The 13,484-nt window shown below is 53.2% G+C and carries 14 protein-coding genes; 9 read left to right on the forward strand and 5 right to left on the reverse strand.

The window, feature by feature from the left end:
- Window positions 1-18: 18 nt before the first annotated feature.
- Genes CDH48_RS18145 through CDH48_RS18155 form a run of 3 tightly spaced genes read right to left on the reverse strand, consistent with a single transcriptional unit; the run spans window position 19 to window position 1,905 of the window.
- Entirely contained in the window at window positions 19-921 is a 903-nt protein-coding gene (locus tag CDH48_RS18145; RefSeq protein WP_100690119.1) for an alpha/beta fold hydrolase, read from the reverse strand.
- On the reverse strand, window positions 911-1,402 hold the full coding sequence (locus CDH48_RS18150; RefSeq protein ID WP_100690120.1) for a PaaI family thioesterase: 492 nt from the start codon (window positions 1,400-1,402) through the stop codon (window positions 911-913). Before CDH48_RS18150 ends, CDH48_RS18145 begins: the two co-directional genes overlap by 11 nt.
- The gene (locus CDH48_RS18155) at window positions 1,399-1,905 is read right to left on the reverse strand and encodes a PaaI family thioesterase (protein ID WP_227521173.1); all 507 of its coding nucleotides are present in this window, start codon (window positions 1,903-1,905) and stop codon (window positions 1,399-1,401) included. Before CDH48_RS18155 ends, CDH48_RS18150 begins: the two co-directional genes overlap by 4 nt.
- A gap of 239 nt (window positions 1,906-2,144) precedes the next feature.
- On the opposite strand from CDH48_RS18155, the gene CDH48_RS18160 reads away from it, so the two are divergent.
- Entirely contained in the window at window positions 2,145-2,759 is a 615-nt protein-coding gene (locus CDH48_RS18160; RefSeq protein ID WP_100690121.1) for a TetR/AcrR family transcriptional regulator, read from the forward strand.
- 30 nt (window positions 2,760-2,789) lie between these two features.
- Here CDH48_RS18160 and CDH48_RS18165 read toward each other — a convergent pair whose 3' ends face one another.
- Both CDH48_RS18165 and CDH48_RS18170 read right to left on the reverse strand, forming a co-directional pair.
- Window positions 2,790-3,770 (reverse strand): lipid A deacylase LpxR family protein, encoded by a 981-nt coding sequence (locus CDH48_RS18165; RefSeq protein ID WP_100690122.1) that lies wholly within the window; start codon window positions 3,768-3,770, stop codon window positions 2,790-2,792.
- Between the two features lie 189 nt (window positions 3,771-3,959).
- A complete protein-coding gene (locus tag CDH48_RS18170) occupies window positions 3,960-4,862 on the reverse strand; it encodes a LysR family transcriptional regulator (protein ID WP_100690123.1) in 903 nt (300 codons plus the stop codon).
- 156 nt (window positions 4,863-5,018) lie between these two features.
- Here CDH48_RS18170 and CDH48_RS18175 point away from each other — a divergent pair, with 156 nt between their 5' ends.
- The 8 genes from CDH48_RS18175 to CDH48_RS18210 all read left to right on the forward strand — a co-directional run bounded on the left by CDH48_RS18175 (window position 5,019) and on the right by CDH48_RS18210 (window position 13,436).
- Window positions 5,019-6,278: a CaiB/BaiF CoA transferase family protein gene (locus CDH48_RS18175; RefSeq protein WP_100690124.1), complete on the forward strand. Its 1,260-nt coding sequence runs from the start codon at window positions 5,019-5,021 to the stop codon at window positions 6,276-6,278.
- 126 nt (window positions 6,279-6,404) lie between these two features.
- The gene (locus CDH48_RS18180) at window positions 6,405-7,430 is read left to right on the forward strand and encodes a TRAP transporter substrate-binding protein (protein ID WP_100690125.1); all 1,026 of its coding nucleotides are present in this window, start codon (window positions 6,405-6,407) and stop codon (window positions 7,428-7,430) included.
- Window positions 7,431-7,434: 4 nt separating this feature from the next.
- Window positions 7,435-7,980 carry a TRAP transporter small permease gene (locus CDH48_RS18185; RefSeq protein ID WP_100690126.1) on the forward strand — a complete coding sequence of 182 codons (546 nt, stop codon included), beginning with the start codon at window positions 7,435-7,437 and terminating at the stop codon, window positions 7,978-7,980.
- A 98-nt stretch (window positions 7,981-8,078) separates the two neighbouring features.
- Window positions 8,079-9,263 carry a TRAP transporter large permease gene (locus tag CDH48_RS18190; RefSeq protein ID WP_100690127.1) on the forward strand — a complete coding sequence of 395 codons (1,185 nt, stop codon included), beginning with the start codon at window positions 8,079-8,081 and terminating at the stop codon, window positions 9,261-9,263.
- Window positions 9,264-9,314: 51 nt separating this feature from the next.
- Window positions 9,315-10,466, forward strand: a complete 1,152-nt coding sequence (locus CDH48_RS18195; RefSeq protein ID WP_100690128.1) for an acyl-CoA dehydrogenase family protein — start codon at window positions 9,315-9,317, stop codon at window positions 10,464-10,466.
- A 116-nt stretch (window positions 10,467-10,582) separates the two neighbouring features.
- Complete coding sequence (locus CDH48_RS18200; protein WP_100690129.1) at window positions 10,583-11,059, forward strand: MaoC family dehydratase; 477 nt, start codon at window positions 10,583-10,585, stop codon at window positions 11,057-11,059.
- Window positions 11,060-11,147: 88 nt separating this feature from the next.
- Window positions 11,148-12,299, forward strand: a complete 1,152-nt coding sequence (locus CDH48_RS18205) for a CaiB/BaiF CoA transferase family protein (RefSeq protein WP_100690130.1) — start codon at window positions 11,148-11,150, stop codon at window positions 12,297-12,299.
- 381 nt (window positions 12,300-12,680) lie between these two features.
- Entirely contained in the window at window positions 12,681-13,436 is a 756-nt protein-coding gene (locus tag CDH48_RS18210) for an IS110 family RNA-guided transposase (RefSeq protein WP_198515532.1), read from the forward strand.
- The last annotated feature ends 48 nt before the right edge of the window (window positions 13,437-13,484 follow it).

Here is a 13,484-nt window from a genome sequence, read left to right on the forward strand (position 1 = left end):
AAAATTCAGGTGTGGGTATCAGTTCTCGCGGCAGCCGGACAAAGCAAGCTGCAGGATGGCATCGCGAACGGTGTCGTTCTGCTCCATGGGCAGAAAATGGGTTGTACCTGCAACCACCCTCACGTTAGCCGAAGGCAGCTGGGTCTGCAGGCGTTTTTGCGCCCCCGGCGAGAAGGTTGACCCGTGTTCCGCGGCCAACGCGATAACCGGGCACCGCAACTGACGAATACCCGGCCACGGGTTGTGTTCGGTATGGGCAAACGTCGTACTTTCCCACTCCGGGTTACACGCCAATTGAACTTGATCGTCCTGCGGCATGAAGGCATGCTGGACGTAGGCTTCCAGCCATGCTTCGGGCCACGTCTTGAAGCCACCGCGGCCACGATAGTTGTCCAGCGCGGCAGCGTGCGAGTCGAATACCCTGCGCCGACGTGCCGCTCCGGCGGCCAGTGACAACCGATGTGACTGACGCAGCAGCTTGGCCCCCCACAACTTAAGGCCCTGCACCGGATCCATGATCACCGGTTCCGCCAGAATCAGACCCAGCACTTTGTCAGGCCGCCGGGCAGCGGCCATGATGCTGGTGGTGGCACCGATGGAATGGCCGGCAAGCCAGACCGGCTCGTCCTGGCTATCCAGCAGAGCCGTCATATCGCGATAGTAGGTTTCCCAGCCCCGGAATGTCGAAACGTTCGCCGCACCGGCGCTGGCCCCATGCCCCCGCATGTCCCAGGCCAGGACATTGACGTCCGTGGCAAGATCGTCAAGGAGGGGGTGGTACAGGCGGCCATGGAAACCCGTGGCATGTGCCCAGTGCAGCGTAGGGCGCGCTTTGGATTGCGGCCAGCGCCACAGTGCGATGTCTGCGCCATCCGTCGCCCGGAATTCGTCGCGTTCAGGTTTGTTGTGCTTAATGTCCATGTCGGTCTTCTTGTTGGGCCGCCATTGTCGGGAGCAACAACTGAACCTGACCAGTGGCGATCGGTTTGTTCTCATCGCCTTGCCAGCAGGTCACCTGGACCAGGCTGGTGCGCCTGCCTTGCCGGACAATGTCAGCCCTGGCGAACGTCGAGCGGGCCTTCGCGGAGCGGAGATAATTGATGTGGCTGTCGAGAATGCGCGGGCAACGTGTTTCTGCATCCTGGCTTTGCGCAGCCACCCGCGCGGTGAGTTCGATCAGGGCCCCAAGCACACCGCCATGGAGGGCAGGTAGCATGAAGTTGCCAATCAGTGCTTCACGACACGGCAAATGAACCAATACACCTGCATCACCGCGCTGAACCTCAAGCCCGAGGTGCCGTGCGTAGGGAATGCGCTCCAGCAGAGCCTGCCAGTCAGGACATTCTTTCCCACTTTCCCCAGCGCCTGAGATGTGTTGTGCCGAATCGCCAATCGTGCTCATGCGCTCTCCCTCTCTCGTCCACCTGCGTGGAATTGCTGGCCCTGGGTGTTACGCATGAAAGTGGCGTTTGCCGTCGCCAGCAACTCACGATTGCCCTCGCTAAGGATGTCACAATGAATAAACGCGACCTCGTCCGTTAAATGTCGGCAGGTAGCCACCGCTAACAGGGCCTGGTCGCCGCCGGCAGGGCGCAGATAATCCATGCGCAGATCCAGCGTGGCAATGGGCATCAACTCAAGGGCCCCCGCGAATACCGCCAGGCCTCCGGCGGAGTCTGCCAGCGAGTAAAGTACGCTGGTGCAGATTTCTTTCGTATCCTCCTGGGAGAACATCCATGACTGTGGCGTCAGACGCATACAGACCTGGCCCTGGTCTACCGAGACGACCTGCATGCCCAGCTCCCTGCCGTGGGGGACCTGTTCGGTTAACTGCCACGCCGTCGCCACAGCGTTACTGTGCTGAACTGTGTTCGGCTTGGCCATCAGATCTGCCCAGCCTGGCATGCCTTTCGTACCGGGGCGGAAGTGATGGGAAACCGCTGATTTTCATCAATCATTGCCATGCCATTGTCTTCCGAATAGTATTGTTGCTGGATTTTGGTTGGGTAACCAACCAAAAGTCAAGGCTATGTTTGCGGACCAATGGCACGCCGCCTGGGTCATGGCGTACGATCAGTGCAGCGAGTCTGGTGGCGACCGCTCCGATGAATAATAAATGGGCTTGCTGAGGAGATACTTAAGCGATGGTTAACAGACAGATGACTCCTGCAAGCAAACTGGGCGACCAGGGCAATGTTTTGTCTAACGCAGCCCGGCTTTTTCGTGAGAAAGGTTTTGAAAGGACGTCGCTCAAGGAGATTGCCGAGGCCTGCAATATGCTGCCCGGAAGTCTGTATTATCGTTACAACAGCAAGGAAGCGCTGCTTGTCGAGCTGATGCGCCGGGGAATTGACCTGGTGACCGCAGAGGTCGAGTCGGCTTACGCCAGCTCGGACGACCCGGTTGAGCGTTTGCGTCTTTGTATCAACGCGCATCTGCGCACCCTGTTGGTGGATTCGGACGCGGTTTACGTGCTGCTGTTTGAATGGCGGGCGCTGGGCCCGGAGGCTAGTAAGGAAATCATCGAACTGCGTGACCAGTACGAGTCCCTGTGGGCCGGTATCCTCGAAACAATGATTGCGCAGGGCGTGGTCCGGAAGAATGTTGACGGCCGTTTGCTTCGCTTGATCGGCCTTGGGGCGCTCAACTGGGTTGCAACCTGGTTCGACCCGAACGGGGCCCATTCACTCGACGCCATTGGTGATTTGATCTGGCAGATCGCTATGGACGGTGTCATCAATAAAGGGGGCAATGCATAGGATAAACTCTGCCCGAACATGGTTCGGCACTCAGAAGCGATAAGCAGCCGACACAGTCCCAAAAGAAAGTGTATCTTTGTTACGTTCATCCTGGCTGGTCGTCGCTCTGAGTGTGATGGCAATCTGGATTCCAGGCGAATGCCAGCCAACGCCCACGCCACCCAGACCAACAACAGAACGCTGGTCATAATCGTAGCGCCCTGACTGCTCCTCCAGATAGGAATAGGGTATGAATTCCATACCCAAACCAATGAACACAGACCAACCCGAGCCGGGGGCATTCAGTGAGTCCGGCAGGGCGATGGTTGAAGAGGCTCCTGCATAATCCGGAATGATATTGGCGGGCAAGTTGGTGCCGATTCGCCAAGACATACCCAACTCGCCACTGGTGACGAAATTCGACAGCCTGCCACCGGTTACCCAGGCCATCTCTTGGTGCATCCCACTGCCGATATTTTCGCGAAACAATCGCCGAGCATGAAAGGCGTGCACTTCGCCAATGACATCAGTGCTCAGCTGGTTATCCCAGCCATTCGGATTGGTGCTGCCGGTCAGTTTGTGGACCCATTTCTGCGTTGCTTCGGCGCCGGAATTCGGTCCAACGACACCCAGACCGATGCCATAGCCGGTCAGGGATTCTGAACTCCAGCTCCAGAGAGTCATTGAGCTGGAGAGGTAGCCGACGTAAGGCAAGTCTTCATAAATCGGCCCAGATGCTTGTATGTTCTCTGGGGTGACCATCAGTTGGCTCAAGCTGAAGGTCAAGGCATGAGCGTTGCCCGTGCGACCAATAACGGGCAACCAATCCATCGCGTTCCTGGCGCTTCTGGCCAGACACACCTCGCAGTTGTTGTTCTCTGCCGACGCACTCAGATAGGACAATCGACCACCATTGGTATAGCCCTTATCCGAGCCGGTCAGAAGGTCGTTGCCCCAGGAAATGCTAAAGGCCCCGGAACTGGCCCCGGCAAAACCGGGAACAAATGCAATCAAAAATATGATCAATCTCAAGAGAGCTTTATCCCGTTAAAAGCGATAGTTCATCAATAATCCGCTGAAGCCCCCAGGGCCGGTTAGGTGAGGAGGAGTCCGTCCCATTGCTTACACTGAAACAGGGATGTTTACACAAGATCAGCGGTTATTCAGAACTTCCTTAGCAATGCCAGCCACTGCCTTAGCAATGCCAGCCACTGTTTGACGTTAGAAATTCTCAAGCGATATTTCAGTGCAAGTACGGACAAATTTTTCCAATAGCGGAGATTCTCTATCACTATGCCAAGCGATAGAGATAGAAGTCCAAAGATGGGTGGACGGATCGGTAAGCTCCTTATAAACAACGCCTTGACGGGCAAGCCTGCTCGCACAATGCGGAACAAGTGCAACCCCAAGCCCTGCTGCAACTAGGCCCAACTGAGTCTGAACCTGGGTCCCGTTCTGACCAATTCTTGGCGTAAAGCCCGCGTCATAGCATGACATCAGCAATTTCGAATGGAGATTCGGCGAAGCGAGACTGGGAAAAGTAATAAAAATGTCTCTTGCCAGTTGGCCGAGTTCAAGAGTGGGGGACTCCGCAAGCACATGTGTTTCCGGTATGGCGGCTACAAGGCATTCGCGCTGGAGGATCTGTTGTTTGACCGGATCAGGACCAACAATTGGTGGACGCAGGAAGCCAATATCAATATTACCGCGTGTAAGGCCATCTATCTGCTCTAAAGAAGTCATCTCAAGTAGCTCTAGTTCTACCTCAGGGTGCATTCTACGAAACTCCCTTAGCACAATCGGCAGCACATCGTAGACTGCAGAGCCTACGAAGGCGACTTTCAATCGCCCGCTCAACCCCTTAGCGGCACGCGCAGCATCATTATAGGCATCTTCAGCTGCTCTCAACGTACCGCGCGCGCCCGCTAGAAAGGCCTGTCCTGCTGCAGTAAGGCGAACACTCCTTCTGCTCCGATCAAGAAGTTTTGTCCCCACGGATTCCTCAAGCTTTTTAATGGATTGACTCAAGGGTGGCTGGGTCATATGGAGGCGTATTGCAGCTTTACGAAAATGCAATTCTTCTGCGACAACGACGAAGTGCCTTAGATGGCGAAGCTCGACCACATCAATCTCCCTGATACATAAAAAGAATCAAAAGGCTTTAAACAATATATTGGACATCCTTGTGGCGTCAATCCAAGCTTTAGAAAAAGGCGCTAGTAAGTTCGCTGGCAGTCTATCTGACAACTTGAACAGACTATTTCGAAAGGGTGATGCTAAATGTCCAGTCCGTTGCAAGGGGTAAAGGTACTTGATCTGACGACAGTCATTCTCGGGCCTTACACAACTCAGATCCTCGGGGAGATGGGTGCAGAGGTGATCAAGGTCGAAGCACCCGCAGGTGACAGCACCCGTTTCACAGGGCCGCGACGTAGTGCCGACATGGCTGCCCTCTTTATGAACGTCAATCGTCATAAGCGGTCAATAGTTCTTGACCTGAAACAATCGTTGGGCCGTGAGGCTTTCTGGCGACTCGTCGATTGGGCCGACATCCTAGTTCACAACATGCGGCCGCAAAAAATGGCCAAGCTCGGCTTCTCTCCCGAGGCCGTCCTCGCTCGAAACCCAAAAATTGTCTATGCAGGACTCTATGGTTATCGACAAGGTGGCCCTTACGAATTACGTCCAGCTTACGACGACATTATTCAAGGCCAATCCGGTATCGTCGATCTGATGTCGCGAGCCACCGGGGAGGTTCGGTACGCGCCAACCGTAATGGCAGATAAGACATGTGCCCTCGCGGCGGCCTATTCGATTCTTGCCGGATTGTTTGCCCGTGAAAGATCGGGTGCCGGACAGGTTGTCGAAATGCCGATGTTCGAGACGATGGTTTCCTTTGTGTTTGTTGAGCATCTTTATGGGGGCACGTTTGTAGGTGACGGGGGTGAGGTAGGGTATGGGCGCGCGCTCGATCCCTGGCGTCAGCCGTACCCAACCAAAGATGGTTATATCTGCATGATGGCCTACACGGATGTCCAGTGGTCTCGCTTCTGGACCGAAGTCGGGCGCGACGATCTTAAGCATGACCCCCGGTTTGTAGATTTCGCAAGTAGAGCAGAGAACATCAGTGCCCTGTACGAACTTGCTGGAGGTCTGCTGCGTGAGCGAAGCACTTCGGAATGGGAGGATGTTCTGTCGCGTGCGGAAATCCCGAATACACGAGTTAACACGCTTGATGATCTTCTCGAGGACCCTCATTTGGAATCTGTGGGCTTTTTTCAGAGTATGCGCCACGACACTGAGGGCGATATTTTGGTGACTGATACACCAACGCGCTTTAACGGCGAACGAGGCCGTATTCAACGCTTGCAGCCGCATCTTGGTGAACACAGTGTCGAGGTTCTGCAAGAGGTTGGGCTAACCCCACAAGAAATAGAGGCGATGATTGCAGAAGGTGCGTGTTTAGACGGGAGGGGCGTCCGGTTGGGAGTTCCTGCAGATACGGAGCAGAGCCAACGCAGCGCGAAGTCTAGCGAATAGCGGAGGGAACCCACCTGGAGTTGTTCTAAGAACCTATTCTGCTACAAAGAAAAAGCTCGATCGGCCGCTCGAGGAAAAACGCGACCATTATGGAAGTAAACACAAAAACAAAACGAGGATTAAGATATGAAATTCCCAAAAAATGCGTTAGTTGCAATTTTAGCGGTGACATCACTTGCTGTAAGCGCTGTGTCGTACGCCAAAGTAAAACTAACTCTTGCCGACCACGCTACGCTTTCCCACTATCTGTCCGCAGAAGGGACTGTCTACTTCATGGAGCGCGCAAAGGAACTTTCCAATGGCGAGCTAGAGTGGGACCACTACCCAGCACAGCAGCTCGTGAAAGCCGGTGGGGTCTTAGAGGCGGTCGAGAGGGGGCGAATCGACGCAGGCCTTTTGATAACACAATACAATTCTGATCGGTTGCCGCTAAATGGAGTCGGTGGACTGCCAGGAATGATTGAAAAGACGACGGACGGCTCGCAGGCTTATTGGTCGCTGGTAAAAGAAGAAGAGTCTTCACTAAGGAAAGAGTTTACCAAGCACGGGATAATGCCATTGGGCGTATTCCTGCTCCCACCCTATCAGATTCTGTTGGCTAAAGACCCACTGCAGTCGGTTTCTGATCTGCGTGGCCTCAAAGTTAAAACCGCCGGGGGGGCGCCGAACATCACTATGAGTAACCTGGGAGCCGTCCCTGTTCAACTTTCTGCGCCGGACCTTTATCTCGCCATTGAAAGGGGCACTGTTGATGGGACTCTATTCTCGTTACTTAGCGGACTCGGCTACAACCTCGAAGAAATCATCAAATCGGCTACGTCAAACGCCAACTTTTCGTCTCTGCCGCTAGCTCTGATTATCAACAAGGAAAAATTCGACAGCCTGCCTTCTAACATACAACAGGCACTAGTTCAGGCGGGTGAAGATACCATTCGCCACATTACACAATGGATGGACAAGGAGGAAATAGAAGCCGCGGAGAAGTTCAAGGCAGCTGGAGTTGAAGTCTATGAGCTCGCTCCAGAGATGCAGGAAGAAATTGCTAAATCTTTTGAAGTCGCGAGACAGGATTGGGTGGATCGCTTATCAGGACGTGGACTGGATCCTGAGTCAGTCCTAGATTCATTCGAGCGGGCAGCTCAGGGAAGGTGAAAGCATGCGTAACAACGACAAGTCAGCGAATCAAATGGAGGGCACTGTCAGATCTCGCAGTGTCCTTCAGTGGGCGGAAGCAGCATGCACAGTGGGAGCCGGTGTCATTGTCGTTGTTACAATGACATTGGTCGCTGCAGATGCGATCGGTCGATACTTCTTCAGCAGTCCGATCGGGTTCCAGTACAACCTTACTACCGAATATCTAATGCCAGTCATACTGTTATTGCCCTTATCCTGGGCGTTCCAGGAAGGTGCGTTTATAAAGCTCGATGTACTTGAGAGTGTAATGCCAGAACGTCTAACGGCCGCCGTCAACGCCATTGCACTTGCACTGACTGCGCTGGTTTTTGCCCTGATTACCGTCTATTCCGCCATCCATACCTATGAGGCTTGGGTTGAGGGAGACATCGTAATGGGTGCAGAAGTCGACTGGCCAGTTTACTTGGCACTTATCTGGATTCCTATCGCTTGCAGTGTTTTGACGCTTCGCCTGGTAGCAAATGCATTTCGATCTGTTAGGCAGCCTTTTAACGGGGAGGACGAGTGATGCTAACTCTAGTCGTCGTGGGTTTGCTAGTGATGATGGTTATGGGCGTCCCCATTGCTTTTGCCCTCCTTCTCTCGGGAGTCGCAGGTTTGCTGTGAGTGTACGGTTTTGGCTCCATCGGATCCTTACTGTCGGAAATCTTGTTAGATACAGCTTCGTCGTACGTGCTGCTTACCATCCCGATGTTTATTTTAATGGCAGAGTTTTTGGCTGTAAGCGGATTAACCCGGGACATCATAAGATCTAGCGACCGTTGGCTCGGCCGTCTGCCAGGAGGGCTGGGTGTCGCTTGCGTAGCCGCTAGTGCAGTAATGGCTGCGGTTGTTGGTAGCTCTACGGCCTCTGCCGCTTCAATGGCTCGGGCTGCCTTTCCCGGCATGAAGAAAATGGGATATTCCGATAGCCTTTCAACAGGAATTATCGCAATCGCCGGCACGCTAGCCATTATGCTTCCGCCAAGCATTGTACTGGTGGTCTACGGCATTGTTACTGAGCTTTCGATCGGTAGGCTTTTGGTGGCTGGCATAGTCCCGGGATTGCTAACTGCCGCAGGGTACGCAGCAGTCATTGTCGGATGGGCCTTGGTCTTTCCAAAGTCTGCACCTCGAGGAGTGCCGTTCAACTTCCGATCAGCACTGAGAGGAAGTGTTGAGATGTGGCCGATACTTCTGCTGATCGTAGTTGTTATGAGCGCTTTGTACTCTGGCATGGCTACAGCGACAGAAGTTGGCGCTGTTGGCGCTCTTGGAGCGGCTGCTATCATTTTTGTAATGAGGCGGATGAACCGAGAGGGCACCTCTGCGGCTATAGCGAATACGGTCAGAACAACCGCCATGATTATCAGCATCATTCTTGCTGCTCATGTTTTTGGCTATTACCTCACCTGGACCCAGGTTACACAAGATTTGGTTCAGGCTGTCGCTGACTCGGGCCTGTCTCCTTGGCTTGTCCTCTTATTGGTTCTGGCCGTGTATCTGGTTTTAGGCATGTTTCTTGATCAGCTTGCGATTCTTGTGCTGACACTCCCGGTTAGTTTTCCCCTCATGACCTCTTTAGGATTTGACGGAATCTGGTTCGGGATTATTGTGACGAAAACGGTTGAGATAGGCCTCGTTACTCCGCCGCTGGGTTTAAACGTACTCATCACTTCTAGCGTAACCACTGTCCCGCTTAAAAAGGCATTTGCCGGGGTCGCCCCGTTTATCGCCATCGAACTTTTACTGCTAGGAATACTAATAGCATTCCCACAGTTGAGCCTGATGTTGGTAGAGTCAATGGACTAAACGGGCGGCAGCAAAACAAGATTGAAACCCAGATAGAAAAGGAACAGATACATGACCTACGAACTTACTGATGAGAACCGCCAAGTTCAGGAACTCGTGCGGCGCATTGCACGTGAACGGATCGCCCAGAGAGCGAATGAAATTGATGCGACTGGAGAGTATCCCCAAGACGTGTTTGATCTCCTTCGGGAAGTTGGATTATTTACACTACCGTTTTCAGAGGAGTATGGCGGTAGCGGTAGCGTTCTGTCTTCATGTCTTGCAATCGAGGAGCTAGGCCGCGTCTGCTACAACTCTGCGTATCTCCTGCTTGTTCAGTGGCTGCCATTTAGTGCCATCTTGGGAGGAGGCACAGAAGACCAAAAGCAGCGCTATCTTCCAGGCCTCGCTTCCGGCGAGTTGCGGGGAGCCTTTTCCGTAACCGAGCCACAGAGCGGCTCGGATGTGGCTGGTATACGAACCCGAGCTCAGAAATGCGATGGCGGATATAAACTCTCTGGAGCAAAAATCTGGTGCACCAATGCCTCTGTGGCCGATTTCATATTAGTCGCCGCCAAGGTCGGTGACACAGGTGGGACCGGGGCCATCAATCTCTTTATTGTAGAGAAGGGGACTCCTGGGTTTGTGGTAGGCAAGAAAGAAGAAAAAATGGGCGGTCGTGGTATTCCTTCGTGCTCACTATTCTTCGATGACGTTCTCGTGCCGGAGGAGAACCGTCTTGGCCCGGAAGGCAAAGGTTTCAAGATCGTGATGGAAGCGTTCAACAAGTCGCGTCCCCTAATTGGAGCCCGTGCTCTTGGGTTGGCCCAAGGCGCAATGGATCACGCTATCGACTTTGTTGAGGGACGAGCTGCCTTCGGTCAGAAAGTATCAGATTTCCAAGGCATACGCTGGATGATCGCTGATATGGCAATCGATATTGAGGCAACCCGACATTTGGTCTATCGGGCAGCATCGATGTCTGACGCCGGTATTACAGGGCGGGAGCTGGCCACTACTGCAGCAATGTCAAAGTGCTTTGCGACTGATACGGCCATGCGCGTTGCCGAAAATGCGGTACAGCTTTTTGGCGCGGCGGGCATCTCAGCCGAGTATCCAATCAATCGGTATTTTCGCGATGCCAAGGTCTTGCAGATCGTAGAAGGAACAAATCAGATACAGCGAAACATTATCGCGAAAAATGTCATTGATCATAGGCGCTGAGGCACTTAGGTACTTTGGGGCACAAGCTGAGTTTCGTCCTGACCATATGACCAACAATACGGAGTCATAAGCGAAGGCCGAAGTGTTTTTCAAACAACAACGTGAAGGGAAAGATAATGGAAACTGTTGGTCTCGGATGTTACTACGAAGATCTTCCGCTAGGGCGGGCGTTCAAGACGATTGGCAGGACGGTGACGGAGCCGGATATTGTTAATTTCATCAACTGTACCGGTATGACAGAGGTCCTTTTTACTGACCTCGAGTTCCTTGCGAAGTCCTCCGATATCAAAGGGAGGGTTTCGCCAGCAGCACTCGTTTACACCTTCGCCGAAGGGCTACTGGTACACGCAACCATGCAGCATACGGGTTTTGCTTTTCTGAATATGGAACTGGATGTGAAATCCCCCGTTTTTGCAGGGGACACAATTCATGTCGAATGTGAAGTGATTGAAGCCCGATTGACGAGCAAGCCTGGTCGCGGCCTCGTCCGAACTCGCAATAAAATCGTCAAGCAGGATGGCACGGTCGCACTCGAATATACACCGCTAAGAATGATCAAGTGCCGGCCAGAAGAAGGTGCGTCTGAGGATTAGCCCACAAAAGGCAGGGCGCATCGCGTGCCTTGCTAAAACAGATGCTGAGTTGGCCACCTTAAAGTGAGGTAAAAAATGCATCGTGACAATGCTTGGACGCCTCTTGCTGGCGTTAAGGTCACTCGATCTCTCTGCCCTATTACCCGGGCCGCTTGCTGCTTGCGTACTGGGGGATCTAGGCGCGGACGTCATAAAGGTGGAACCGCCAGCGGGAGACTTCGGTCGTACCATGACTGACGCCCTGTTCGAGGGGGCGAATAGGAACAAACGGAGCTTGGTTTTGAATCTGAAAGCTGCGGGCGTTCGTCCAATAGTTGCACGCCTCGGAGAATGGGCTGACATAGTTGTCGGAAGTTATCGACCAGGTGTTGCCGGGCGGCTCGGGATTGGGCACGACGAGCTTCGCCAGTGCAACCCCCGGTTGATCTATGCTTCCCTCTCTGGCTATGGGCAGACAGGTCCATGGCGATCTACGCCGGGGCACGATCTAGGCTATTTAGCTGCCGCGGGCGCCATGAGTTTGCCAGGTCACTGGGCAGAGAAACCTCGCCGAACGGCATTGCCAGTTGCGGATATCATGGCAGGCGCCTGCGCAGCAACCGCGATTCTTGCTGCACTGCGGCAACGGGACATATCCGAAGAAGGGAGTTACCTGGACCTTAGTCTTTACGAAACATCGCTGTACTGTACCGGGATTCGATTTGGTTTTGACGTTGGTGGCCCAACCCAGGAACACCTCTTCCCTACAAATGATCTTTTTGAATGCTCGGATGGTCGGGTTATTGCTTTTACAGTGATAGAGGACCACTTCTGGCGTAATTTTCAGGAAGTCGTTAAGCAGTGGGATCCAGTATTAGCAGATGCACGTTTTGCAACTGAACAGGGACGACGCCGAGACGGCGATGAGTTAAATGCCCGATTGCACAGTCTGTTCATGACGCAAACGGCAGCTGACTGGGTAGCTCTGCTGTTAGCACACGATGTTCCAGTCCAAGGATGTGTATTTCCTGCAGAGGCTGTTCATTCTCCACAAGTAAAAGAGCGTGGGGCAATAGCAGAGTATAACGGCAAGCGTGTTTGTCCGTTTCCGGTGACCGTAGATGGCATATATCGTCCCGGTGTTCGGGAATCAGCTCCGAGTTTAGGTCAACATAGTCGTAATATTCTGGAAAAACTGGGATTTACGAGTGCTGAGGTTGATATTTTTCTCAACGCAGGCGCCGCTTCATCACCAATCTGAGTTAGTGTGTTCTAAAGGGCAGAGTTTGTTCGCCGCTGGCGAGGGGGCGGAGGACTCCGTCACTGACTAAGTTAACACAACAGAACGTTTTTAGACATGATGTTTTGACCTGCCCGTCCTCAACGATCGTGGGTTATCGTTGGGGATGGGTAAACAACCCTTAGACAGAGCCACATTGAGGAGGGCAGGTCATGACCAAGTTTAACGCTGAATCCATTTCATTTCACACCGTCGGCGCGCCCGTTGAACCGGAACAACCGACGAGCCATAGCGCTTATGTCGTAAGCAATGGGATGGACTCCTCGTCGCCTCACTTCGGCGTCAGCACGCCATAATGATGAGTGAGGCTAACCACGATCTTCAGGATGAGGAGAATTCCACATGACCATTACCCGAGTTGGCGTCGACATTGCAAAATCAGTTTTTCATGTTCATGGCGTTGACCGTCATGATCAAGTTCTCTGGACCGGCAAATACTCTCGCCAGAAATGGCTGGATGCTTTATGCAGACGCGTACCTGTTGGAGCTGAAATCGGCATTGAGGCCTGTGCTTCTTCCCACCACTGGGCGCGACAGCTTCAAGCCCGGGGGTATCATGTGAGATTAGTTGCTGCTCAGTTTGTTAAGCCCTACGTGAAGAGCAACAAGAATGATCAGGTCGATGCTGCGGCCATCTGCGAGGCAATGGGTCGCCCCCATATGAGATTCGTGCCGGTTAAGACGGTAGCCCAGCAAGGTATCCAGGCCACTCACCGGATTCGGGCAGAATTGGTAGGACAGCGAACAGCAAAGTCGAACCAGATCCGAGGTCTTGTAGGTGAGTATGGAATCGTTGCTCCAGTCGGCATCCAACAATTGCGCAAAGCGCTACCTTGCTGGCTGGAAGATGCCGAAAATGGACTGACTGATACCTTTCGCATTCTTTTGAATGGCCTGGCTGAGGATCTTCGTTACCTCGATGACCGAATTACTTCACTTGATGAACGGATTTCTCAGAGTGTTCAGCAAGACCCCGTCGCAAGCAAGCTGATCACACTGCGTGGCGTCGGGCCATTGACGGCTAGCGCCCTAGTGTGCCTTAACAAAAGTTCGTCTTATTATTCAGCTTATCGGAAAGACGAGCGATTGATGCAATGATTTGATCCGCTGTTTTGCGCCAGATAAAAGGTTTGGGATCGTCGTTGT

Source organism: Marinobacter aromaticivorans, from assembly GCF_002806975.1.
GTDB lineage: Bacteria > Pseudomonadota > Gammaproteobacteria > Pseudomonadales > Oleiphilaceae > Marinobacter > Marinobacter aromaticivorans.

Excerpts from the sequence above, each read along its gene's own strand:
- CDH48_RS18205 (WP_100690130.1), top strand. The coding sequence starts at position 11,148 with ATGCTTGGACGCCTCTTGCTGGCGTTAAGGTCACTCGATCTCTCTGCC.
- CDH48_RS18175 (WP_100690124.1), top strand. The coding sequence starts at position 5,019 with ATGTCCAGTCCGTTGCAAGGGGTAAAGGTACTTGATCTGACGACAGTC.
- CDH48_RS18195 (WP_100690128.1), top strand. The coding sequence starts at position 9,315 with ATGACCTACGAACTTACTGATGAGAACCGCCAAGTTCAGGAACTCGTG.
- CDH48_RS18150 (WP_100690120.1), bottom strand. The coding sequence starts at position 1,402 with ATGAGCACGATTGGCGATTCGGCACAACACATCTCAGGCGCTGGGGAA.
- CDH48_RS18210 (WP_198515532.1), top strand. The coding sequence starts at position 12,681 with ATGACCATTACCCGAGTTGGCGTCGACATTGCAAAATCAGTTTTTCAT.
- CDH48_RS18160 (WP_100690121.1), top strand. The coding sequence starts at position 2,145 with ATGGTTAACAGACAGATGACTCCTGCAAGCAAACTGGGCGACCAGGGC.
- CDH48_RS18155 (WP_227521173.1), bottom strand. The coding sequence starts at position 1,905 with ATGCCAGGCTGGGCAGATCTGATGGCCAAGCCGAACACAGTTCAGCAC.
- CDH48_RS18180 (WP_100690125.1), top strand. The coding sequence starts at position 6,405 with ATGAAATTCCCAAAAAATGCGTTAGTTGCAATTTTAGCGGTGACATCA.
- CDH48_RS18200 (WP_100690129.1), top strand. The coding sequence starts at position 10,583 with ATGGAAACTGTTGGTCTCGGATGTTACTACGAAGATCTTCCGCTAGGG.
- CDH48_RS18185 (WP_100690126.1), top strand. The coding sequence starts at position 7,435 with ATGCGTAACAACGACAAGTCAGCGAATCAAATGGAGGGCACTGTCAGA.
- CDH48_RS18145 (WP_100690119.1), bottom strand. The coding sequence starts at position 921 with ATGGACATTAAGCACAACAAACCTGAACGCGACGAATTCCGGGCGACG.